This window comes from Pseudoalteromonas sp. NJ631 (assembly GCF_000276645.1).
Classification (GTDB): Bacteria; Pseudomonadota; Gammaproteobacteria; order Enterobacterales; family Alteromonadaceae; genus Pseudoalteromonas; species Pseudoalteromonas piscicida.
The window spans coordinates 591500-614256 of record NZ_AKXJ01000001.1 but is presented as its reverse complement, the minus strand read 5'-3'; the positions used below and the strand labels follow the sequence as shown (position 1 = coordinate 614256).

Annotated in this window: 22 protein-coding genes; 4 read left to right on the top strand and 18 right to left on the bottom strand. The window is 44.6% G+C overall.

Annotated elements, in window-relative coordinates; all coding sequences use genetic code 11:
• Window positions 1–56 precede the first annotated feature (56 nt).
• The 3 genes from dxs to xseB form a co-directional block, all read right to left on the bottom strand.
• Window positions 57–1922 carry a 1-deoxy-D-xylulose-5-phosphate synthase gene (gene dxs / locus A587_RS0102950; protein WP_017216365.1) on the bottom strand — a complete coding sequence of 622 codons (1866 nt, stop codon included), beginning with the start codon at window positions 1920–1922 and terminating at the stop codon, window positions 57–59.
• A 166-nt stretch (window positions 1923–2088) separates the two neighbouring features.
• Window positions 2089–2988, bottom strand: a complete 900-nt coding sequence (gene ispA, locus A587_RS0102945) for a (2E,6E)-farnesyl diphosphate synthase (protein WP_017216364.1) — start codon at window positions 2986–2988, stop codon at window positions 2089–2091.
• Window positions 2988–3227 (bottom strand): exodeoxyribonuclease VII small subunit, encoded by a 240-nt coding sequence (xseB, locus tag A587_RS0102940; RefSeq protein ID WP_010372081.1) that lies wholly within the window; start codon window positions 3225–3227, stop codon window positions 2988–2990. The genes ispA and xseB overlap by 1 nt, the downstream gene beginning before the upstream one ends.
• A gap of 234 nt (window positions 3228–3461) precedes the next feature.
• Between xseB and pomA the strand changes: the two genes are divergently transcribed.
• The 3 genes from pomA (at window position 3462) to A587_RS0102920 (ending at window position 5852) form a co-directional block, all read left to right on the top strand.
• Window positions 3462–4229 (top strand): flagellar motor protein PomA, encoded by a 768-nt coding sequence (gene pomA, locus A587_RS0102935; RefSeq protein WP_017216363.1) that lies wholly within the window; start codon window positions 3462–3464, stop codon window positions 4227–4229.
• A gap of 2 nt (window positions 4230–4231) precedes the next feature.
• The gene (locus A587_RS0102930) at window positions 4232–5161 is read left to right on the top strand and encodes a flagellar motor protein MotB (RefSeq protein ID WP_017216362.1); all 930 of its coding nucleotides are present in this window, start codon (window positions 4232–4234) and stop codon (window positions 5159–5161) included.
• A gap of 169 nt (window positions 5162–5330) precedes the next feature.
• The gene (locus A587_RS0102920; RefSeq protein WP_017216361.1) at window positions 5331–5852 is read left to right on the top strand and encodes a hypothetical protein; all 522 of its coding nucleotides are present in this window, start codon (window positions 5331–5333) and stop codon (window positions 5850–5852) included.
• Between the two features lie 57 nt (window positions 5853–5909).
• On the opposite strand, the gene A587_RS0102915 is transcribed toward A587_RS0102920, so the two are convergent.
• The 15 genes from A587_RS0102915 to leuS all read right to left on the bottom strand — a co-directional run bounded on the left by A587_RS0102915 (window position 5910) and on the right by leuS (window position 21279).
• Entirely contained in the window at window positions 5910–7112 is a 1203-nt protein-coding gene (locus tag A587_RS0102915; protein WP_026000864.1) for an aromatic amino acid transport family protein, read from the bottom strand.
• A gap of 253 nt (window positions 7113–7365) precedes the next feature.
• Window positions 7366–8442 (bottom strand): tetratricopeptide repeat protein, encoded by a 1077-nt coding sequence (locus tag A587_RS0102910; RefSeq protein WP_017216359.1) that lies wholly within the window; start codon window positions 8440–8442, stop codon window positions 7366–7368.
• Between the two features lie 205 nt (window positions 8443–8647).
• On the bottom strand, window positions 8648–9613 hold the full coding sequence (gene lipA / locus A587_RS0102905) for a lipoyl synthase (protein ID WP_017216358.1): 966 nt from the start codon (window positions 9611–9613) through the stop codon (window positions 8648–8650).
• Entirely contained in the window at window positions 9610–10263 is a 654-nt protein-coding gene (lipB, locus tag A587_RS0102900) for a lipoyl(octanoyl) transferase LipB (protein WP_010372061.1), read from the bottom strand. Before lipB ends, lipA begins: the two co-directional genes overlap by 4 nt.
• A gap of 19 nt (window positions 10264–10282) precedes the next feature.
• On the bottom strand, window positions 10283–10561 hold the full coding sequence (gene ybeD / locus A587_RS0102895; RefSeq protein ID WP_010372058.1) for a DUF493 family protein YbeD: 279 nt from the start codon (window positions 10559–10561) through the stop codon (window positions 10283–10285).
• A 164-nt stretch (window positions 10562–10725) separates the two neighbouring features.
• Window positions 10726–11889 (bottom strand): serine hydrolase, encoded by a 1164-nt coding sequence (locus A587_RS0102890; RefSeq protein ID WP_017216357.1) that lies wholly within the window; start codon window positions 11887–11889, stop codon window positions 10726–10728.
• A gap of 41 nt (window positions 11890–11930) precedes the next feature.
• The gene (locus A587_RS0102885; RefSeq protein WP_010372048.1) at window positions 11931–12704 is read right to left on the bottom strand and encodes a septal ring lytic transglycosylase RlpA family protein; all 774 of its coding nucleotides are present in this window, start codon (window positions 12702–12704) and stop codon (window positions 11931–11933) included.
• Entirely contained in the window at window positions 12704–13810 is a 1107-nt protein-coding gene (gene rodA / locus A587_RS0102880) for a rod shape-determining protein RodA (protein WP_017216356.1), read from the bottom strand. The genes A587_RS0102885 and rodA overlap by 1 nt, the downstream gene beginning before the upstream one ends.
• Window positions 13807–15675, bottom strand: a complete 1869-nt coding sequence (mrdA, locus tag A587_RS0102875; protein ID WP_017216355.1) for a penicillin-binding protein 2 — start codon at window positions 15673–15675, stop codon at window positions 13807–13809. The genes rodA and mrdA overlap by 4 nt, the downstream gene beginning before the upstream one ends.
• A gap of 2 nt (window positions 15676–15677) precedes the next feature.
• Window positions 15678–16148 (bottom strand): 23S rRNA (pseudouridine(1915)-N(3))-methyltransferase RlmH, encoded by a 471-nt coding sequence (gene rlmH / locus A587_RS0102870; RefSeq protein ID WP_010372039.1) that lies wholly within the window; start codon window positions 16146–16148, stop codon window positions 15678–15680.
• Window position 16149: 1 nt separating this feature from the next.
• Window positions 16150–16467 (bottom strand): ribosome silencing factor, encoded by a 318-nt coding sequence (gene rsfS, locus A587_RS0102865; protein ID WP_010372036.1) that lies wholly within the window; start codon window positions 16465–16467, stop codon window positions 16150–16152.
• Between the two features lie 52 nt (window positions 16468–16519).
• The gene (gene nadD / locus A587_RS0102860; protein ID WP_017216352.1) at window positions 16520–17155 is read right to left on the bottom strand and encodes a nicotinate-nucleotide adenylyltransferase; all 636 of its coding nucleotides are present in this window, start codon (window positions 17153–17155) and stop codon (window positions 16520–16522) included.
• Window positions 17152–18195 (bottom strand): DNA polymerase III subunit delta, encoded by a 1044-nt coding sequence (gene holA, locus A587_RS0102855; RefSeq protein WP_017216351.1) that lies wholly within the window; start codon window positions 18193–18195, stop codon window positions 17152–17154. The genes nadD and holA overlap by 4 nt, the downstream gene beginning before the upstream one ends.
• Window positions 18195–18707 (bottom strand): LPS-assembly lipoprotein LptE, encoded by a 513-nt coding sequence (locus tag A587_RS0102850; protein WP_017216350.1) that lies wholly within the window; start codon window positions 18705–18707, stop codon window positions 18195–18197. Before A587_RS0102850 ends, holA begins: the two co-directional genes overlap by 1 nt.
• Window positions 18691–21279 carry a leucine--tRNA ligase gene (gene leuS, locus A587_RS0102845; protein ID WP_017216349.1) on the bottom strand — a complete coding sequence of 863 codons (2589 nt, stop codon included), beginning with the start codon at window positions 21277–21279 and terminating at the stop codon, window positions 18691–18693. The genes A587_RS0102850 and leuS overlap by 17 nt, the downstream gene beginning before the upstream one ends.
• Before the next feature lie 248 nt (window positions 21280–21527).
• Between leuS and A587_RS0102840 the strand changes: the two genes are divergently transcribed.
• Window positions 21528–22601, top strand: a complete 1074-nt coding sequence (locus A587_RS0102840) for a PepSY-associated TM helix domain-containing protein (protein ID WP_026000862.1) — start codon at window positions 21528–21530, stop codon at window positions 22599–22601.
• The last annotated feature ends 156 nt before the right edge of the window (window positions 22602–22757 follow it).

The following is a 22757-nucleotide window of genomic DNA, read 5'->3' as shown; positions in this document are numbered from 1 at the left end:
GAACATAAAAAAGGCTTCCAAATGGAAGCCTTTTTTAGAACAGCTCAAAGTCAAGACTATGGATTTAGCCAGGCCTTAATTTGCTGACTTATTCCTTCGCTGTTTAAACCCAGTTCGGCGTGGATCTCAGTTTGTGAACCATGCTTAATAAACTCATCAGGTAGGCCGAGTAGTTTGATTGGCTTTAGATGGCCTTGGGCTAATAGATATTCGCTCACAGCTGAACCTGCACCACCAGCAATCGCGTTGTCTTCAAGTGTTACAAAGCGCTCGTGAGTTACCACTAACTCTTCGATAAGTGCGGTATCTAAAGGTTTTACAAAGCGCATATCAACTAGTGTAGCATTTAGCTCTGCGGCAACGGTTTGAGCGTTTTCAAGCAATGTACCAAAGCTTAAAATAGCCAGCTTTTCACCTTCTCTTACTACCTTGCCCTTACCAATTTCCAGTTCGCTCATTTCTGCACTAATCTCTGCGCTTCCCGCACTGCCCCTAGGGTATCTTACCGCAGCTGGCCTATCTAGGCGGTGACCGGTATAGAGCATTTGACGACATTCATTGAGGTCGCTTGGTGCCATGATCACCATATTAGGAATGCAGCGCAAAAAGCTTAGATCATAAGCCCCTTGGTGTGTTTCACCATCGGCACCAACGACACCTGCGCGGTCAATAGCAAAAAGTACTGGCAGATTTTGTAGTGCAACATCATGAATTAATTGGTCATAAGCACGTTGTAAAAAGCTTGAATAAATAGCGACAATAGGATTCAAGCCCTCACAGGCAAAGCCAGCACCAAGCGTAACAGCATGTTGCTCAGCAATCGCAACATCAAAATACTGAGTCGGGTACTCTTTAGAGAAGCGCACCATACCAGAACCTTCACGCATTGCAGGTGTAATAGCCATCAGCTTATTATCTTGTGCGGCCATATCACAGAGCCAGTCACCAAATACTTTTGAAAAGGTCGGTGCGCTGGGTTTTGATTTGGGTAAGCTGTGCACGGTTGGATCAAACTTTGGTACGCCATGGTAGCCAATAGGATCCGCCTCTGCAGGCTTATAGCCTTTCCCTTTTTGCGTTTTAACATGCAATAACTGTGGCCCCTTAAGGTTACGCATATTACGCAGCGTATCAACTAGGGTGCCAACATCATGTCCATCAATTGGGCCAATATAGTTAAAGCCAAGCTCTTCAAAGAAAGTGCCTGGGATTATCATCCCTTTTAAATGTTCTTCCATTCTGCCAGCAAGTTCTTTAACTGGTGGCACACCAGCTAACAGCTTTTTGCTGCCTTCACGAATATTGGTATAGAAGCTACCAGAGAGGATCTTAGCGAAATGGTTTGTAAGTGCGCCAACGTTTTCCGAGATAGACATTTCGTTGTCATTCAAGATCACGAGCATGTCCGGATTAACATCTCCCGCGTGGTTCATGGCTTCAAACGCCATACCAGCAGTCATTGCGCCATCACCAATAATAGCAACAGTTTTACGGCCTATTGCCTCTCTTTCAGCGGCAATAGCCATTGCGAGCGCTGCAGAAATTGAGGTGCTTGAGTGACCAACACTAAAGGTATCGTATTGGCTTTCCTCTCGATATGGGAAAGGGTGTAGCCCATCTTTCTGGCGAATAGTATGCATCTGGTCACGGCGGCCTGTTAGGATCTTATGGGGATAAGCCTGATGACCTACGTCCCACACCAATCTATCCTGTGGTGTGTTGTAGACGTAATGCAATGCAACGGTCAGTTCGACCGTGCCAAGACCTGAAGCTAAGTGACCGCTGCTTTGAGAGACTGAGTTTAGCAAATACTCTCGTAATTCATCACTTAACGCAGATAACTTATGCTGGGGTAATTGACGAAGTTGACTTGGGTCGTCAATTAACGCGAGTAAAGGATACTTGCTACTATCAAGTTTCATGGTATTTATCAGAGTCCTAGTGAGTCTTTGCTGAGTACTTACTCGCGCAGCTCACTTCATAATTATTAAAATTCGTCACCAACTGGTCATAATATTATGTTAGCCAGTATTTACAAAGTACTTGTGAATATTTTCTTAGCTTGGCGTAGTTATTTTATACGTCAGCTTAATATTCTCGATCTATGATGTATTTTGCTAAATCTGCAAGTATTTCTGTGTCACCATCTATTTTCGTAAGCGCATCCAGTGCTTCATCTATCAACTGTTCGGCTTTTTCTTTTGCTTGTTCTAAGCCTAACAATGCAGGGTAGGTAGACTTATTATGTTCTATGTCAGAACCTTGTGGCTTACCAAGCACCGCCGTGTCACCTTCTACATCAAGAATGTCATCTCTGACTTGGAATGCAAGGCCTATTGCACGACCATAAGTGCGTATTGCATTACATGCTTGCTCGGTAACTTGCTCTGGGTTGCCGCATAAGATCCCAAGCTCCACAGCACAGCTTAGCAGTGCACCTGTTTTTAGCTTATGAATACGTTCAAGTTCGTCTATGGTAATCGAACGATCAGTAGCCGCTATATCAAGTGCTTGGCCACCAACCATGCCTTGTAGACCTGATGCTTTAGCTAGCGCGGAAATCATTTTTATTTGTGCATGGTGGTTTACTGCGAATTGATGCTCACTTAACAGCTCAAAAGCCAGCGTTTGCAGAGCGTCACCAGCCAAAATAGCAGTCGCCTCGTCAAATTGGATGTGACAAGTTGGACGGCCGCGCCTAAGTTCATCATCATCCATCGCGGGTAAATCATCGTGCACCAACGAATAGCTATGAACACACTCTATTGCAGCAGCGGCCTTGTCTAAGTCTCCTGAAGCCGCACCAAACAATTCACCAGTGCAGTACACCAAGAATGGTCGCAAGCGTTTACCACCATTTTCTATACTGTAGCGCGTTGCGGATTTGATATTTTCTTCAGTATCAATCACATTATCAAAATAGTGTAAAACGGTGGTTTCTACACGAGTCTTAGCTGACAGGAGTTTTTCTTGTAATTTTGCTGACATTAGGCTTCGTTTTCAAATGGCTGTAATTGCGCTTGCTCATCTTCGCCCATTAAAATAGCGACCTGCTGCTCAGCTTGCTGAAGTTTTTGGTTTGAAGCTTTTGCGAGCTTTATCCCACGCTCAAATTGTTTAAGTGCTTGATCCAGAGGTAAGCTACCGTTTTCCATGTCTGCAACGATTTGTTCCAACTCTTGCATGGCCTCTTCAAAGCTCAAATTATCAGGTTTTTTTACTGCCATATGTCACACTGACCCGTAAAGTAAAAGTGTGGCAATTTTAGGGGGATTGCGCGCCAAGGTCAAAAAAACCAGAGACTTTTTGATCTGACGGAGTATCGGCATTACAAGATCTGCTATAAACTCGCATTTTAAACACTTTTTAATATAATAGTGTTAAGTTGTAGAGAAACTTGCCGATAACTCAAACAATAATAACTGCGTGATTTATCACAAATAACTTCCCTCGGAGGACATGTGGATTTAGCAACGGTAATAGGGATCCTGGGTGCCATAGGTTTGATTGTAATGTCGATGGTACTGAGTAGTGATGGCCAGATCGCTATGTTCTATAACACGCCTTCCGTCGTTATCGTATTTGGTGGTTCAATTTTTATCGTATTGTCTAACTTTACGCTTGGACAATTTTTCGGCATTGGTAAAGTGGCCGGCAAGGCCTTCATGTTTAAGATTGAAACCCCTGAAGAGCTGATTGAAAAAGCCGTTGAGCTTGCTGATTCTGCGCGTAAAGGTGGTTTCTTAGCGTTAGAAGAAGCTGAAATTCCCAACCAATTTATGCGTAAAGGCGTTGATATGTTAGTCGACGGCCATGACGCTGATGTTGTACGTGCCACACTGCAAAAAGACATTTCCCTAACGTCTTCAAGACATGAACTAGGCGCGGGTTTATTTAAATCCCTCGCGGATATTGCGCCTGCGATGGGGATGATCGGAACACTCATCGGCTTGGTAGCTATGTTGTCTAACATGGACGACCCAAAAGCAATTGGACCTGCTATGGCTGTTGCACTTTTAACAACTTTGTATGGTGCGTTTTTAGCTAACGTGGTTGCGATCCCTATTCAGGTTAAGCTTGAGCTTCGTAAAGATGAAGAAGAGCGAAATCAGCGGCTCATCTTAGATGCTGTCTTAGGTATTCAGGATGGCCAAAACCCGAAAGTTATTGAAGGCATTTTGAAAAATTATTTGCCTGAATCTAAACGTGGCGCTGAGGCTGAGGAATAACCATGTCAGATGAGAAAGAATGTAAATGTCCTCCTCCAGGTCTTCCCGCCTGGATGGGGACATTTGCTGATCTGATGTCATTACTGATGTGCTTCTTTGTACTGCTACTGGCATTTTCTGAAATGGACGTGCTGAAGTTTAAGCAAATTGCCGGGTCGATGAAGTTTGCTTTTGGTGTGCAAAACAAAATAGAAGTAAAGGATATCCCAAAAGGTACCAGTGTTATCGCGATGGAATTTACTCCTGGTAAGCCAGAGCCAACACCAATTGAAACTATCCAACAGCAAACCGTAGAAATGACGCAACAGATGCTTGAATTTCAGGCCGGTGATGAATCGTCTGCGGGTGGTCGGCAAGAGCAGCGGGGCAATAAGCGTGGTGGTGAGTCAGCCAGTACAGCTCAGGAAATGGCGTCAACGCAAGCAATCGCATCCGCAGATCAAGAACAAGTTAATGAGCTTGTTAAAAAGATTGCGCAGCAGCTAGAAAAGCAAATAATGGATGGTGCGATTGAGCTTGAGTCTCTAGGGCAGCAAATCATTATTCGTATCCAAGAGAATGGTTCTTTCCCAGCAGGTAGTGCGTTTTTACAACCTAAATTTGAACCAGTGATTGCCGAAATTGCAGAACTACTCAAAGATGTACCCGGTGAAATTACTGTCTCGGGTCACACAGACGATTTTAGAGTCACTAACGAACTTTACTCTAATAACTGGGATTTATCGGCGACGAGAGCGGTCGCTGTTGCGACTGTGATGGAGCGCGTCCGTGGTTTTGATAAGAATAGAATGGTCGTGGTTGGTCACGCAGACACCAGACCACTTGTTCCCAATGACAGCGATGCTGATAGACGCCGCAATAGACGTGTTGAAATCTCAATTTTACAGGGTAAACCTAAAGAGTCAGACCCTATTGAAGTGAGGCAAAATTAATTACAGTTTATTGCCAAATTACAGGGAATTCGCTAAAGTTCTAGCTGCTCTACAAACTCTCGATAAGGATAAAATGATGAACATTAAAAATTATAGATTACCAGGTGATAACGGCTCTGGCGGCGATGATGAAGCTGAAAAAAAGCCAAGTGTAACAAAGTAATTAATTATGTGGTCCGCGTGGGAGCCTGTTAGGCTCTTCTTTTTTGAGCATAGCGTTTGGGTATCTTTTATCGCGGTTATTTTATGTCTCGCAGTTCGTGATATAAAAGCGTTAAGATATGCAACTCTAATTGCGTTGTTTTATGTCTTGGGAATTCTGAATTCTGATTATATTAGGGCGGCTGATCCTGATAAAGTTTATCGGTATATCTATTGGGCCCTTTCAGACATTGTCTTCATGGCAATTATTGCTTACTGGGCTGTTAAAGATAAGATGTATCTTTGGCAAAGTATTCTTGCCCAAATAATCATTATTCCAGCTCCGCTGTTACAGTTTTTTAGACTTGTCGACAGACATTTTATGGATCTCTCTTATTCAACTTACCTGTACCCTACAATTATTCCTATGGTTAATGTGGCTACTCTGTGTTTAGCATTTGTGCCAGTGTTTACCTTTTGGAAAGTAATGCAAGATAGAAAAGAAGCGAGACTGGCTAGGGAAAATAGTCTAGCAGAAACTACTAGTTAATCTGAGCCTCGGATAATTAATGCCTTACCCAAGGCTCAGATTAATTTGCTGTTGCTATTACCCTAAACTAGGAATAAGGCCAGCCATTTGCATTAGCTGAGAGGTGATGATCATCACACCAAAAATGGCGGCAAGTCCTAGTCCAAGCGTACCACCTTTAACCTGATATCCATCATTACCTCTAACTTTTCTCTGTTTCCATACCATAGCAACTGGTAGAAATACCGCTAACACCACGAGCGCAATCGCTGCATACCCCAGTGCCATAATAAAGCCCTTTGGATAAAAGAGGGCAAAGCCAAGCGGTGGTAAAAAGGTAATGAACGCCGTTTTTATACGGTCTTTCTTAGTATCTTGCTTTTTAAAGGCATCAGCAAAAAAGTCGAATAAGCCGAGACTAACACCTAAGAATGAAGTCGCCAGAGCAAGATCTGCAAAAACCGTCACAAATAATTGTACGTTGTCGTTGTGTGCGATAGACGAAATACTGGTGACAAAACCCGGCAGTCCCTCACTTGCCATTAAGCTCTCTTGACCCATAACACCTTGGCTTAGTAGTTGCCAAAATACATAGATGATAAGCGGGAGGGAAGCACCAAACATCATTACTTTACGTAATTGGCGGATATCTACGCCCACGTACTTAACGATTGATGGGATTGATCCATGAAACCCAAATGAAGTGAAAATTACAGGAATTGCCGCAATAACAAGTCCTTGCTCCACTGGCATATCGATAAGATGTTGGCCATGAACATAGGGAGTCAGGATAAAAAATAAACTCGCGAGCACGATAACTTTAATGGTAAATAGTAACTGGTTAAGCTTGTCGACAGTACTTGTGCCTAATGTCACTATGGTTGCTATGATAACAGCAAGCAATACTGAACCGAGTTGGGGAGTGATCCCATCACCTAGTACACTAACCAGTTTGCTTTGAAGTTGTGCTCCACCTCCCGCGATGTAAGCTGCGCACAGTGCATAGAATAAAAATACCATAGAAAAGTTAGCGACATATTGGCCCGTTTTACCGAGCAAGTTTTTCGCCAGTGTATTTAGCGTTGCGTCTTGATCTGCGTATTGATGTACTTCCAACATAAGCAAAGCGGTATAGGTCATTAACAACCATGTGATTGCTAATAATGCGATAGCGGTAGAAAAGCCGAGTCCTGCTGATGCAATAGGGAGGGCGAGCATACCCGCGCCAATTGTAGTACCTGCTACAATCAGCATGCTGCCCAAAGTTTTATTCTTAAGCACGTTTTGCCCCTGATTATTATTATCTGGTGAGGCAAGATATAACGAATAGCGAGGAAATGAAACCGTTTTGCTGCTAATACCAATTCGCGTATAAAATTTATGCGTTAAAAACAAAAAAGCCGCATATCAATATGCGGCTTATTCTACTCACTGGTATTTTCATCCAGTGAGTTTGTGCTTGTACCTTTAACTTTTATATAAAGTCTTCATCTCTCATGAAAATGCACCGTATCAAGCTAACTTACCTAAGAGTTTATTGCGCTCGTACTAAATTGTCAAACCAATCTTGACCTCTCGCACTGAGCGACTTTAGCACAATAAGGTCACTTTCACCGTCGGGTAGCTTCAATCTTAAATGCTCATCAAGCGCAATTGCACGTTCCAAATGGCTGCGGATTTCACCCAGCGTCCGGACCATACAATCTAGCTCCTCAGGTAAGCCTTCGCTAAAATCTATACGAGTCTGGTAACAGGCTATATTCCAATGCATACGAGCTCTGACGGACTCACTCATATCTGAGATGGAAAGTGCGCTTTCTAGCAGCTTGATGGCTTCTGCGAGCTTACCATCTCGGCTGAGTGCTCTGGCTTTTATGCCAATTGCTCTTGCATGGTTTGGATGAATGTTGGTAAGAATGTCATCACAAACCTTAATTGCTTCATCGTATTGTGTGTTTGCAATCAATTCCCTAGCGCGTTGGAGTGCGATTTCTACGGTATTCTTACGTGCTATTTCATACTCTTCTTTCACCTTTTGTTGGATGTCATTGAATTCATCTTCGCCAACATAGCGTTTGTAGGCGCTAGAAACGAGTCCTACACCACCAAAACCGCTTAAAATAGAGAATGAAAAGATTTTAATCCAAGTCCAAAATGCTTTATCAGAACCGGTAATTGAGTCATTTTCCCGCTTCAAATTGTGCTCTACGACCACTTTGATAATACGGTTGATCTCAACGGCATTATCGTTATGCGCAGATGAAAACATCGCCACGGGAATGAGTATCTCATCATTGTTTTGATGGTGGGAGTCGTGCTCCCCATTTTGATATGATTTAAATGCATACTTACTGACTGGGCTGAAGTCAGCAGCGCCCGCCATGGTGAGCACACCGATTGCCATAAATGCTGAGATCACACCGGCTAGAATGACACCGAATCCACCTAAGTCCCAATACTCTGGGGCAGCGCTATTCGCACTCTTAAACTTAGGTTTGCGAAACTTATATGACGACGTTGAACGCATCGCTTGTAAGAGCCCGCCTAAGCTGCCTCCAAGCACCACAACGGCAATAAAAATAGCGTAAAAGCTGATTGGTCCGTATTCCATATTATTATTCTAAGTAACCTGAGCTGGGGATAATTAAAGCCTTGTTACCACTATAACTCTCTGGCTAGACAAGGGTGTAAATTAAGGGAATTTTGGCTATTTTACATTGAATTTACATGAATGCGTAGAGGGGAGAGCGGAAATTGCTCCTATTTACGACTAGGAGCAATATCCGTGTTACTTGAACTTAAGTTCGGAGCAGAAGCTATTTTACTTCTTTACCGGCGGCTTGCTGATCTGCATGGTAGCTAGAGCGTACAAATGGTCCGCAAGCTGCGTGGCTAAAGCCTATTTCGTCGGCATATTCTTTTAGCCCATCAAACTCAACCGGTGGCACGTAGCGCTTGACTGGCAAGTGGTGCTTTGAAGGTTGCAGATACTGGCCTACGGTAAGCATATCTACGTTATGCTCGCGCAAGTCTCTTAAGACTTCTTCAATTTCAGAGATTTCTTCGCCTAGTCCAACCATCAGGCCTGATTTAGTTCTTACTTCTGGATGCGCTTCTTTAAAGCGGCGTAGTAATTCGAGCGACCACTTATAATCGGCGCCTGGACGCGCTAGCTTGTAAAGTCTCGGTGCAGTTTCAAGGTTGTGGTTGAATACATCTGGTGGTGTTTCACTTAAGATCTCTAAAGCTCTATCCATACGACCACGGAAATCAGGCACAAGAATTTCGATTGTAATACCTGGGTTGTGCTTACGGATCTCACGAATACAGTCGGCAAAGTGCTGCGCACCACCGTCGCGCAAATCATCACGGTCAACAGAGGTAATAACAACGTAGCTTAACTTCATGTCTTTGATGGTAAGTGCAAGCTTTTCCGGCTCTTGGGCGTCAGGTTTTAATGGACGACCGTGGGCCACATCGCAGAATGGACAGCGGCGAGTACAAATTGCACCTAAAATCATAAAGGTTGCTGTACCGTGATTAAAGCACTCAGAAAGGTTAGGGCAAGACGCTTCTTCACAAACAGAGTGCAAGCCGTGCTTTCGCATTGCTTGTTTAATGCCATCGATACGTTCACTTGATTTTGGCAAACGGATCTTTAACCACTCAGGTTTTCTCAGCATTTCTTCGCGTTCTGTTGGCATGACTTTAACTGGGATCAATGCCATTTTTTCAGCATCGCGGAGCTTTACCCCTGGCTCCATTTTGACTGGTTTACTCATACGTTTTCAAACCCTTCAGTGTATTCGACATGCTCAGCATTAATGCGTTTTAGCATGTGTTTTACCAGACCAGCCCCCGCATCAGCGACGGTTTGAGGTCCATTAATTTCGCTACTTTGCACCATATTCATGCCCGCATAACCACAAGGGTTTATTCGTAAAAATGGACCAAGGTCCATATTAACGTTGAGTGCGAGACCATGAAACGAGCAGCCACGGCGGACTCTAAGTCCAAGAGATGCTATCTTGCTATCGTTGACGTATACACCTGGTGCATCGGCTTTAGCATAAGCCTCTATCCCATATTCTTTTAGGGAGTCGATAATGCTTTCCTCTAGCCAAGTGACAAGTTCACGTACCCCTATTTTCAATCGTCGTAAGTTGAGCAGTACATAAAGCATTTGTTGCCCAGGACCGTGGTAGGTAACTTGACCACCGCGATCCACTTTTACGACGGGAATGTCGCCCGGCGCCAATACATGCTCTTCTTTACCTGCTTGACCTTGTGTAAAAACAGGTTCATGTTCCACCAGCCAGATTTCATCCGCAGTGGTGTCATCACGTTCATCGGTAAAAGATTGCATTTTGTGCCAAATTGGCTCGTAACTACAAAGGCCAAGTTGGCGCACAATTAACTTACGAGATTCCATAACTAGGGGTCCTTACCAACTACAGGATGTAACGGACGTCTTCGATGCCACCGATCTCGGTATAAATCTGCTCGATATGCTCTTTGCTGGTTACGGTAACGACAAGAGATACGGCTTCATAGGTGCCTTTGCTGCTTGGTTTAACCTTTGGTGCATAATCACCCGGTGCAATAACCTGCAGTTTAGCTAGGATCTGATCCGTCAAATCGACATTTGCAAGGCCCATAATCTTGAATGTAAATGGGCAAGGAAATTCTAAGTATTCATCAAACTTAGTATTTTTAACTGGTTTTACCACGACGGTATCCTCACAACGAACTACTTGCTGACGCCCTTATTTGGCCACTTAGATGCTCTTTCAAGCCAGGAGCTGCCAAGGTCGTCATTTATTGGCCGCATTCTATCATTTTTGACGCAAAAAAAAACGCCTCATGATGAGGCGTTCACTTACATAAAATGGGGTTATTGCGAGATCTGTAAACGTAGGTAGTCGTAGATCTTGCTAAAGAATCCACCTTCTTGGATCTCTTCAAGCGTAACCAGCGGGTATTGTGCTACGTCTTCACCTTCAAGCTGTAAGAATAAAGTACCAACTTTAGTGCCTTTTGCTAGCGGCGCTTCGAGTGTCTTATCTAGCTCAAAGTTAGCCTTTAAGTTCTTGCTTTGACCACGTGGGATAGTAATTGGCGTGTCTTCCATAATGCCAAGCGATACGGTTTCTTTGTTACCCATCCATACGCGCTGATCGGCAAAAGCGTCACCAGCTTGGTAAGGAGTAATGGTTTCAAAGAAACGGAAGCCGTAGTTAAGCAACTTTTTGCTTTCAACTTTACGCGCTCGCTCACTCTCTGTGCCCATGACTACTGCAACAAGACGCATATCATCTTTAATCGCTGAAGTAACAAGGCTGTAGCCGGCATCTGAAGTATGGCCGGTTTTAATGCCGTCCACTTCAAGGCTTGCATCCCAAAGTAGTGAGTTACGGTTATATTGCTTTATGCCGTTGTATGAAAAAGATTTTTTCTTGTATAAAGCGTATTCATCAGGTACATCACGAATAAGCGCTGCCCCTAGAGTCGCCATGTCTCTTGGAGTGGTGTAATGCTCATCTGTATCTAAACCATGGCTATTGATGAAGTGAGTATTAGTCATTCCCAGCTTTTCAGCATGTGCATTCATCAGATCAGCAAACGCACTTTCACTACCAGCAATGTGCTCGGCCATTGCAACACAAGCATCATTGCCTGACTGAATAATGATCCCGTGGTTTAAGTCATCAACACTGACCTGCTTACCCACCTCGATAAACATCACCGATGAACCAGGAAAATTCTTAGCCCACGCTTTTTCGCTAATGGTGACTTGATCTGATGGACTAATGTTACCTGCCGCGATTTCAGTACCAATAACATAACTGGTCATCATTTTGGTTAAACTTGCTGGCGCTAGCTTAGTATCGGCTTCACCTTCTGCAATCACCTTTCCAGTTGTGAAATCAACAAGGAAATAGCCTTTCGCATTAATCTGCGGCGGCGAAGGAATAATTTGTGCACTGGCACTCATAATAGAGAAAGTGCACACCAGTCCAAGGACTTTTTTAACGATTTTTGGTTTGATAGAAGTCATTATGCTCGCTTTTTTGTTTATCGGCATTCATTGCGGTTATTCTAAAGTTCCTGCTCACTGTAAAGCAAGAAAGCACGACTAAATTGACCTTGTTGTAAGGTTTTTAGTAAAGACTGTGCTTGATTGTCGTCGGTAATTGGGCCGACTCTAAGCTTGTACAGGTTGTTTTCAAACGTGATGGGTGTACCTAACCCCAGTTCTTGTTTTAACTGACCTGCTAATAACTGTATGTTCTCAAGTTTACTGCCAGCAGCAACTTGTACATAGGTTAGCCTTGGAGACTCGCGCGATAGAGTAATGGCTTCGACCTTAACGCGCGCTGTACCCTGAAGGTGATAGCCTAGCTTATAGGCGGCAGCGTAAGATAGGTCGATTAATCTATCGTCGTGGAATGGACCTCGGTCGTTAATCCTAACGATGGCAGAGCGTCCGTTGTCTAAGTTTGTTACTTTAGCAAAGCTAGGGAGTGGCAGCGTTTTATGTGCCGCTGTCATATCGAACATATTAAAAATTTCACCATTGGAGGTGTGGTAGCCGTGGAATTTACGGCCATACCACGAGGCAATGCCTTGTTGTTGATACCCATGTTCGTCTGAGATTGGTGTGTAACGTTTCCCAAGAACTGTGTAAGGGCGATTGGCACTCACGCTCTTTTTCTCGTTGGTGACAATGGCATCTTGCATTTCCAGTTCGGTAGGTTCGCGCAGTGGCGCTTTATCATGACGAATATGATAACGGCTACCACAAGCGCTGAGCACGCTTAATAGGGCCAATACTAAAACCAGTTTTGAAATTAGGGTAATACGAACAGTCATTATTTTAACAACATCCTCTTATCTGTTGCGATTGCCATAATAATGCCAAAACCGGCCATTAAGGTCACCATCGACGTGCCACCATAGCTAATTAGGGGCAGTGGTACACCTACTACTGGCAAAAGACCAGAAACCATTCCGATATTTACAAAGACATAGACAAAGAAGGTCAACGTCAGTGCTCCCGCAAGCAGTTTACTGAAAGCGTCTTGTGCTTGCACTGCGATATACAATCCACGACCAATTATAAAAAGATACAAGCTGAGTAAAATAGTGACACCCAACAAGCCAAATTCTTCGCTCAGCACCGAGAAGATAAAGTCGGTATGGCGCTCGGGTAAAAATTCTAATTGAGATTGCGTTCCATGCAGCCAGCCTTTGCCTTCAACGCCACCGGAACCTATCGCAATTTTCGATTGGATAATATGGTAACCAGAGCCCAGCGGGTCGCTTTCTGGATCTAAAAAGGTTAGTACACGCTGCTTTTGATAGGCATGCATTCCGTAATGCCAAAACGCATAGCCACCAGGGACCGCGAGTAACAAACCAGAGCCGATTAAACGCCAACTTAACCCAGCTAAAAAGAGCGCAAAAATACCAGAGCTGGCGATTAAGATAGAAGTACCCAAGTCGGGTTGCTCTTTGATCAGGATAGTTGGCACTAACACAATCACAAAGCCGATTGTTAAATTCAAAATACTAGGAGGTAAGTGAGAGCGGCCAATAAACCACGCGACTGTCATGGGTACTGCTAGCTTCATTATTTCAGAAGGTTGAAAGCGGGTAACACCTAAGTCGAGCCAGCGCTGAGCCCCTTTACTACTGACTCCAAAAAACAGCACAGCGACGAGCATGCCAAGACCTAAGAGGTAAACCGGAATTGCCACACGCTTAAGTGTATTGGGAGAAAACTGCGCCATAAATAGCATGGCAACTAATGCACCAAACATGCGTGTGCCGTGGCGCATCATCATGCCCATATCTTGTCCACTAGCACTATAAACAATCGCGAGACTACCAATCATCATAGTGATCAAGGCTGCAAATAACGGTAGGTCGATATGAACTTTTTCAAATAGCGAACGCGGCTTATTCAGTGGGCTCATTGCTGTTGCTCCTTCTCAAGCGGGTAGGCTGAAAAGTAATAATCCATCACTTGTCGTGCCATTGGCGCTGCGATAGCACTACCTCCACCTTGGTTTTCGACAACCACAGTGATAACAATTTGAGGGTCATCAAAAGGTGCAAAACCTACGTAGATACCATTGTCTCTGTGTTTTTCTTTTAGCTTTTTGGCATCGTATCTTTCGCCCTGAGCAATGCTGACAACTTGTGCGGTACCTGTTTTACCTGCGTGGTCATAGGTCACGCCCTTAAATGCGCTTTTTGCGGTACCTATTTTTACCGTGTTGTGCATGGCTTTTAATGCAATGTCCCAGTGATAAGGATTTTTCAACACAACGGGTGGTTTTTCTTCCGTAAATAGTTGCTCCACTTCAGTGTCTTGCTTAGAAATTTGTACTAAGTGGGGCTGGCGGTGTATACCTTTATTGACCAAAATGCTCAGCGAGTTCGCTATTTGCATTGGCGTGGCAGTCCAGTAGCCTTGTCCTATCCCAACAGAAATCGTATCTCCGGGGTACCACGACTCTTTAAAACGTTCTCTTTTCCATTCAACGGATGGCAAAATGGCGGAGGTTTCTTCATGAATATCGATACCCGAAAGCTCACCAAAGCCAAACTGGTTCATAAAGTCGCTAATTTTGGTTATGCCGAGTTTATATGCGGTTTCGTAAAAATAGGTATCACAAGACTGTTCAATAGCCTTATACACATCAACATGCTCATGACCCCAAGGACGCCAGTCACGCCATTTATGTTTTACATTGGGAATTTGAAAAAAACCGGGATCCCAAATTTTGGTTGTTTCGGTGACAACACCTTCTTCCAGCGCAAGCACAGCGAGATGAGGTTTCACTGTGGAAGCCGGTGCATAGCGGCCTTGAGTTGCACGGTTGATAAGTGGTCTGTCTGGGTTGAGTAAGGCTCGGTAATCTTTGCCGCTGATCCCGTGAACGAACAGATTCGGGTCGTAACTTGGGTTAGAATAGAGCGCTAAAATTCCGCCGTCGCGTGGATCCATAACGATGATCGCGCCTCGGGTGTCTTTTAGCACATGTTGGACGATTTGTTGCAAGCCGATATCAAGCGTTAGCACCAAGTCTTTACCTGGTTGTGGCGTTTCCATGCTTAGCGTGCGAATGATACGGCCGCGATTATTCACCTCGACGCGGCGAGAGCCCACAATACCGTGTAGCTGTTCTTCATAAAACTTCTCGACGCCGAGCTTACCGATATCATGGGTGGCACGATAGTTCGTGTCTTTGCCAGCTAGTTCGAGGTCAAAGAGTTCCTCTTTATTGAGCTTTGCGACATAGCCAAGGGCGTGTGTGAGGGTATCGCCATAAGGATAATAACGGGACAATCGTGCTTCAACACTAAAGCCTGGCAAACGGTGTTGGTTAACCGAAAGGATCGCAACTTCTTCTTCATTCAGACGACCCTTTAATACCTGGCTTTTGAAGCGACGGTTATGCTTGATTTCCTTTTTGAAATCTTCTACTTCTTGCTCAGAAATTTCGATGAGTTGACGTACAGAAGCTAATGATGCTTCGAGATCTTCGACATCTTCTGGGATCACTTCAAGGTTGTAAACAGGGCGGTTTTCGGCGAGCAAGACACCATTGCGGTCGTAAATCAGACCACGATTAGGGGCGACCGGAATGACTTTAATACGGTTATCGTTGGAGCGGGTGCGATAGGTCTCGTGCTCAGTCACCTGAAGCTTGTAGACATTGTGAAACAAGATCCCAACAATAATAACGACAAAAACAAAGCCGACAAAGGCCCGCCTCGCAAAGAGGTTAGCCTCGGCAGAATGATCCCTAATCGTCGGCCGTTTTTTTATCATTATTATTCTCTGTGGTAAGGATGATTGTTATTTAAACTCCAGCCGCGATACAAGCTCTCGGCAACCACAATACGCACCAAAGGGTGGGGTAGGGTTAAGTTTGATAATGACCATTTTTGTTCAGCTGCAGCAATACATTCTGGAGCAAGCCCTTCAGGGCCGCCAATCAGTAAGCTAACATCGCGACCGTCCAACTGCCACTTTTCCATATTGCTCGCAAGTTGGTGTGTATCCCATGGCTTGCCAGTCACTTCTAAGGTTACGATGCGATTGCCTTTTGGAATAGCGGCTAAGGTTTTTTCACCTTCTTGTTGCAAAATGCGTTTAATATCTGCGTTTTTCCCCCGCTTGCCAGCGCTAATTTCAATTAACTCCAGTGGCATATCTTTGGGAAAGCGTCTTTGATATTCGGTGAAGCCAGTTTCAACCCACTTCGGCATTTTGGTACCTACTGCAATGAGTTGGATCTTCACATTAGCCCCACAGCTTTTCTAGGTCATAAAAATCACGGGTTTGGTCTTGCATTACGTGAACAACAACGTCGCCCAAATCAACCAATACCCACTCACCAACGTCTTGACCTTCTTGGCCAATTGGTGTTTCTCCAGCATGACGTGCTTCTTTTGCGACATGATCGGCAATCGATTGTACATGGCGTTTTGAGGTGCCTGTACAGATCACTAAGTAATCGGTGATTGAAGAAGTTTCGCGAACGTCGAGCTTAACAATATCACGCGCTTTCATATCATCTACTTTGTCTAGCGCGAAATCTAATAACTGTTGTGAATCCAAGTTTTTGTCTCTGTATTTCAAATAATCGGCGATTTTAACATGCTTTATAGGGTTAATCAGCATACAAGCCATGGCTATTTATATAATCTATGACAGAAGCAGGCAGCCAATGTTCCAAATATTCTTTATCTCGCTGTGCAATTGCAGCTCTTATTGTACTCGATGCAATGTCTTTTTGCTCACCGTGAAGGAAATAGCAATGTCCAGCCTTGGTGGTTTGGAGCTTATTTAAGTTATCTGTGCGTGCTTTAGCTAAATAAGCCGAGACTTTAGCATCTGGTGAGCAATGTTCTTTTGGGCGTTGATACACCACAAGATGGCACAGCTTTGTGATTTCTTGCCATTGATACCAAGTGTGCAGACTATTAAACGAGTCCATACCCATTAAAAATAAAATCGGCTGGTCCTGATATTCGTTACGTAGTTCTTGCAGGGTTAGCAGGCTGTAAGAGGGTCCTTGTCGGTCAAGCTCACGTCTATCAATAACCAGTTTTTGTTGCCCTGATAGCAAATTTGCAAGCATCGCTAGGCGATGCTTGTCACTGATGCTGGGCTTTTGCTTATGAACCGGTATGGCACAAGGTAAAAACTTTAACTCAGCCAGACTTAACTCGTCGACGCAGCGCATCGCCATATTTAAATGACCTAAATGCGGAGGATCAAAAGTACCACCAAACAAAGCTATCATACATGCTCACTCTGGCTAATTGGTAGCGGCATCGTGATAGGTGTAGCAAAGGCCAGCGCGATGTGTGCTAGAGCTTGATATGGCGCAGTGAGCCTGGCTTCTTTATATGCGGTATCAAAGTCTGCCATCATACAAAGCAACTGTTTCATCTGCTCTAGCGTTAATCTATCTAACGCTTGCTGCGTGATGGTTTGCTGATTTTTCCAGACATTATGCTTTTTATAGGCATCTGCAAGAGTAGTGCCGGTTTGCCACAAGGTTTTAACACCCAGCAGGGTGCGTGCTTGGTTTTGCAAGGTCCAGAGAATACTCGCGGGCTCTACATTATCGCTTGCGAGCTTATTCAATACTTTGATGATTTGTTTAGGGTTGCCACTTAGCAATCCGGTATTTAAATCAAAGATATCGAACTTAGATTGATTTAATAAGCCGCTCAGCAATTGCTGTTCATCAACCGGGTTTTTACCAAATAGTAAGGAGAGCTTTTCGAGCTCCTGATGCGTTGCAAGCAAGTTGCCTTCTGTGGCGACGAGGAGGGCGCGCTTGCCTTGTGGAGACACCGACAGCTTCAGCCGCTTACATTCGTCATCAAACCAACGTTCAAGATGACGGCCCGTTAACGCATAGCAAGGGACGAACAGGCCTTTAGGCTCTAATGCTTTGAACCAAGCTGTGCGTTGAATGTCTTGACCCGCGCCCAGTCCTTTAAAAATAACAACGACATCTGGATTGAGCTGTTCGGCCAAAGACTTCAAAACTGCAACACCTTGGGTAGGAACTTTTTGCTCGTTAAAGTCGAACTCGATGAGCGTACGCGCACTGAACAAAGACATACTGTTGTACTGCGCACTGAGCTCTTGCCAGTCAAATCCCGGAAGTAGAGCAAATTTAATGACTTCGTCAAAGCCTTGTTGCTTAGCTGCGGTTCGTATGGCAAGTACACATTCGCCTTGCTGAAAGGGCTCTTCACCAAAGACCAGATAAAAAGGGGCAAGCCCTTTATCTAGGTAATTGGAGAGTTGATTGGCATAACAACGCATTACAGTTGCGACAACTCTCGAATAATACGTTGGCTTGCAAGACGGCGCATCTCGGTTAGGATCAGCTCAAGCTCTTTTGCTTTTGCTAATGCATTGTCTGGGTCGTCCTGATAGTTGCGATACAGCTCGAACATTTGTTTAACGGGTTCTTGGCCCGGACGACTCAAACGGTATGACACGCGATATGCCAGTTCATACTGAGCAACTTGACCATTTTTGAACAAACTGAGTGTTTGACGTTCAAGTGAGTCATTGTACAAGTACAACTCAGCGGCTTGTTTGGTATTTTTTGGCGTAAGGGATACCTGAGCGCGCTGAAGATCGGACTGTAGCTGTTCAAACAAGGCTGAACGCTTGTCGTCACCGCTTAAGGTGATTTCTTTTAGATCGTCAGGCAGATAAGAGGCTTGCTTGAGGTGAAAACCACAGCTCGCCACGAACAAGCAAGCTAGCAAAACTGCTAGCTTGCTGGTGTGCCAAAATAGGCTACGCATCTTAGTTTGCAACCACATTAAGTAGCTTACCAGGAACATAGATCACCTTACGGATGGTCTTGCCGTCAGTAAACTTAGTGACGTTTTCTTCGCTAAATGCAATCGCTTCAACTTGTTCTTGCGTTGCATCTGCCGCCACGGTGATTTTAGAGCGCAGTTTACCGTTGACTTGTACAACGATAAGCTTTTCATCTTCAACGAGCGCACTTTGGTCAACAACAGGCCATGCCGCATCAAGGATATCGCCAGCTTTGCCTAGCTCAGCCCATAATTCGTGACACATGTGCGGTGTGATAGGCGCCAGCATGATCACCATGGCTTCTAGCGCTTCGTTTGCTAGTGCAATGTCCTGCTCATCGCTCAGTGGCGCTTTGATAAGCTTGTTTGAAAGCTCCATCACCGCCGCAATTGCCGTGTTGAACGTTTGACGGCGTTCGATATCGTCTGTCACTTTTGCAATGGCTTTGTGGATATCGCGACGTAGTGTCTTTTGCGCTGCATTTAGTTTGCTTAAATCAAGCTCGGCAGTGCCTGCTTGCTTTACGTCAACCGCGTATTTCCAAATACGACGAAGGAAACGGTGCGCACCTTCAACGCCTGAGTCAGACCATTCAAGCGTTTGCTCTGGTGGAGCCGTAAACATCATGAATAAGCGAACCGTGTCAGCGCCGTATTGCTTGATCACCGTTTGCGGGTCAATACCATTGTTCTTCGACTTAGACATTTTGCTCATGCCTGCAGAGAATACCGGCTCGCCGTCTTCTTTATGCCACGCTTTAGTGATGCGGCCTTTGTCGTCAGTCTCAGTTAATACGTCAGTTGGTGCGATCCAAATATCGCCGCCTTTCTCGTCTTTGCGGTAGTAAGTGTCCGCAAGTACCATGCCTTGACACAGTAGACGCTCAAATGGCTCATCAGAGTTTACTAAACCGAAATCACGTAGCAACTTGTGGAAGAAGCGCGAGTACAACAAGTGCAAGATAGCGTGCTCAATACCACCAATATATTGGTTTACTGGTAGCCAGTAGTTTGCAGCACCTGGTTCAAGCATACCTTCATCGTAGCGTGGGCTACAGTATCGTGCATAGTACCAAGATGATTCCATAAAGGTGTCGAATGTATCGGTTTCGTGGAATACCGCTTCACCATTTATTGTTGCTTTTGCCCATTCTGGATCTGCTTTAATCGGTGAAGTTACTCCATTCATGACTACGTCTTCAGGTAGACGAACAGGGAGCATGTCTTCAGGTGCAGCAAGCTCAGAACCATCTTCTTTGTTCAACATTGGGATTGGCGAACCCCAATAACGCTGGCGGCTTACACCCCAATCGCGAAGACGGAAGTTTACTTTACGTTTACCGACGCCAAGTGATTCTAGTTTAGTCGCGATGGCGTTAAATGCGCCTTCAAAGTCTAGGCCATCGAACTCGCCAGAGTTTATAAGCGTACCTTTTTCGGTAAATGCCGCTTCAGCTAGATTGGCTTCTACTTCTGCGCCGGCTAGCGGCTGAATAACTTGTTTGATCTCAAGACCATAAGCGGTTGCAAACTCATAGTCACGTTGGTCGTGACCCGGTACTGCCATCACGGCACCTGAGCCGTAATCCATTAGTACAAAGTTAGCTACCCAAATTGGCACTTCTTGCCCAGTGAGTGGATGGATAGCCGTAAAGCCAGTTGCGATGCCTTTTTTCTCCATTGTTGCCATATCCGCTTCGGCAACTTTGGTGTTTTTGCACTCTTCAACAAAGCGAGAGATTGCATCGCTGTTTTTCGCCGCTTCTTGAGCGATCGGGTGGCCTGCCGCAACCGCTACATAAGTCACACCCATAAAGGTATCTGGGCGGGTGGTGTATACGGTGAAACTTTCGTCGTTGTCGGCACGTTTAAAATCGATTTCAACGCCTTCTGAGCGACCAATCCAGTTACGCTGCATGGTTTTAACTTGCTCAGGCCAGTGGTCAAGCTTGTCTAAGTCATCCAGTAACTCTTGGGCATAATCAGTGATCTTAATGAACCATTGTGGAATTTCTTTTTGTTCGACAATGGCACCAGAGCGCCAACCACGGCCGTCAATTACCTGTTCATTTGCCAGTACCGTTTGGTCAACTGGATCCCAGTTTACCGTTGACATCTTTTTGTATACTAAGCCTTTTTCGTAAAGCTTAGTGAAGAACCACTGTTCCCACTTGTAATATTCAGGGTGACAAGTCGCGATTTCACGATCCCAGTCGTAACCAAAACCAAGTAACTTAAGCTGGTTGCGCATGTAGTCGATATTTTCGTAGGTCCATTTCGCCGGTGCAGTATTATTTTTAATTGCTGCGTTTTCAGCTGGAAGACCAAACGCATCCCAACCCATAGGTTGCATAACGTTTTTGCCTTGTAGGCGTTGGAAACGAGAAACCACATCACCAATGGTGTAGTTACGTACGTGACCCATGTGGAGGCGACCACTTGGATATGGGAACATTGAGAGACAGTAGTACTTCTCTTTACTTTCGTCTTCGACAACTTTGAAGGTATTGTTTTCTTCCCAGTACGACTGTACTTTGGCTTCGATATCTTGCGGGTTATATTGCTCTTGCATCTAGGTTTCCAAACATCTGGCAAAATTAATAGAAAATTGCTCGATAGCATACCCGAAATTGGCCAGCAATCACAGCACCTAAAGTGGAATTATTTTAGTCGATTGTCGCGGACGAAAGAGCGTGTTGAAGTGGAGATAAACTACGAGAAGACCGGCAACGGTAAAAGCGTAAATTTTGTGCTGTTGCAAGTAAGAGTTATTATCACTTACTATTGCTAAATATCGAAAGACGTTTGAGAATTCCCTTGATAAAATTGTGGTTACGCCGTGCTCACCTAGTAATGGCGCTAGTGGTTGGTGCATTTATTATTTGCTTAAGCTTAACTGGGGCACTGCTTATATACGCCAAAGATATTCAATACCTTACCCAGCCTGAGTTGTGGCGAGTTGAGCCGCAGTCTAAGCCTCTTGGGGTAGAGCAAATAGTCACCTCAGTTGAATCTACAACCGCTGAGAAAGTTTCACTGTTTATGCCTGAGCAGCAACCGGATTTGGCGTGGCAACTGAAGTTGTCTAGCGGTGATTATGTTAGCGTTAATCCCTACAGTGGTAGGATCCTTCATCGCTACGAGTATTACTCTACAATATACGGTTTTACGATGGCGCTACATCGTTGGTTGTTGTTTGAAGATGCTGACAACAAGCCGCTTAGAGACTGGGTATCTATTTGTGCACTTGTACTCATTATTGAGTTAGTGTTGGGCTTTTATCTTTGGGTAAAGCCTAAAAATCGCTTGAAACGGCTAGTGATAAAACCAAAGGCTAAACTAAGGACCCTGCTTTATCAGTTACACACCGTATTGGGTGTATATTTGCTTTTACCTATCCTGCTCATTGCCTTCAGTGGTATGGCGTTTAACTGGCAGCCGCAAACTAAGGCTGTGGTTGAGTGGTTAAGCTTTGATGAGGTCGAAGCAAGACCAAAACCGCCTACTATTGCGGTTAATTTTCATGGCTTACCCTATGATTTAAATAGCGCTACAACACGCGCGAAATCTACCTTCCCAGACAGTCAGCTGTTCCGTATCTATATGCCTGACAAAGCGTCCGACAGCATCGCTTACAGAGTTCAAAACCCAGGCGAAAGTCATGCCTATAGCTGGGTTTGGGTAAACCCTTATAACAGTGAGGTAGTGGCGCAATATGATGCATCAAAAGCGGGAGTCGCTACGCAAGTTTGGAACTTTAAGTACAAGTTTCATATTGGTGATTTTGCTGGCCCCATCGTGCAATTTGTCTGGTTAATGCTTGCCTTTGCTCCGACCTTGTTCACGGTATCCGGCCTGTATTTTTGGCTGCAACGTCATCGCAGGAAGAGGTAATTAACTTCACTCTAAGTTGCTGTTATGTAGATATAATTGCAAAAAATGGTGTAGAGGAAAATAATTTCACAGTAAAAGGTAATGCAAATTATTCACATTTGCCTTGTTTTTACTGAGGTTTGGCAATATTATATTGCCGCTTTTTACATCATTATT

Excerpts from the sequence above, each read along its gene's own strand:
- dxs (WP_017216365.1), bottom strand. The coding sequence starts at position 1,922 with ATGAAACTTGATAGTAGCAAGTATCCTTTACTCGCGTTAATTGACGAC.
- ispA (WP_017216364.1), bottom strand. The coding sequence starts at position 2,988 with ATGTCAGCAAAATTACAAGAAAAACTCCTGTCAGCTAAGACTCGTGTA.
- xseB (WP_010372081.1), bottom strand. The coding sequence starts at position 3,227 with ATGGCAGTAAAAAAACCTGATAATTTGAGCTTTGAAGAGGCCATGCAA.
- A587_RS0102930 (WP_017216362.1), top strand. The coding sequence starts at position 4,232 with ATGTCAGATGAGAAAGAATGTAAATGTCCTCCTCCAGGTCTTCCCGCC.
- A587_RS0102920 (WP_017216361.1), top strand. The coding sequence starts at position 5,331 with ATGTGGTCCGCGTGGGAGCCTGTTAGGCTCTTCTTTTTTGAGCATAGC.
- A587_RS0102910 (WP_017216359.1), bottom strand. The coding sequence starts at position 8,442 with ATGGAATACGGACCAATCAGCTTTTACGCTATTTTTATTGCCGTTGTG.
- lipA (WP_017216358.1), bottom strand. The coding sequence starts at position 9,613 with ATGAGTAAACCAGTCAAAATGGAGCCAGGGGTAAAGCTCCGCGATGCT.
- lipB (WP_010372061.1), bottom strand. The coding sequence starts at position 10,263 with ATGGAATCTCGTAAGTTAATTGTGCGCCAACTTGGCCTTTGTAGTTAC.
- A587_RS0102890 (WP_017216357.1), bottom strand. The coding sequence starts at position 11,889 with ATGACTTCTATCAAACCAAAAATCGTTAAAAAAGTCCTTGGACTGGTG.
- A587_RS0102885 (WP_010372048.1), bottom strand. The coding sequence starts at position 12,704 with ATGACTGTTCGTATTACCCTAATTTCAAAACTGGTTTTAGTATTGGCC.
- rodA (WP_017216356.1), bottom strand. The coding sequence starts at position 13,810 with ATGAGCCCACTGAATAAGCCGCGTTCGCTATTTGAAAAAGTTCATATC.
- mrdA (WP_017216355.1), bottom strand. The coding sequence starts at position 15,675 with ATGATAAAAAAACGGCCGACGATTAGGGATCATTCTGCCGAGGCTAAC.
- nadD (WP_017216352.1), bottom strand. The coding sequence starts at position 17,155 with ATGATAGCTTTGTTTGGTGGTACTTTTGATCCTCCGCATTTAGGTCAT.
- holA (WP_017216351.1), bottom strand. The coding sequence starts at position 18,195 with ATGCGTTGTTATGCCAATCAACTCTCCAATTACCTAGATAAAGGGCTT.
- A587_RS0102850 (WP_017216350.1), bottom strand. The coding sequence starts at position 18,707 with ATGTGGTTGCAAACTAAGATGCGTAGCCTATTTTGGCACACCAGCAAG.
- leuS (WP_017216349.1), bottom strand. The coding sequence starts at position 21,279 with ATGCAAGAGCAATATAACCCGCAAGATATCGAAGCCAAAGTACAGTCG.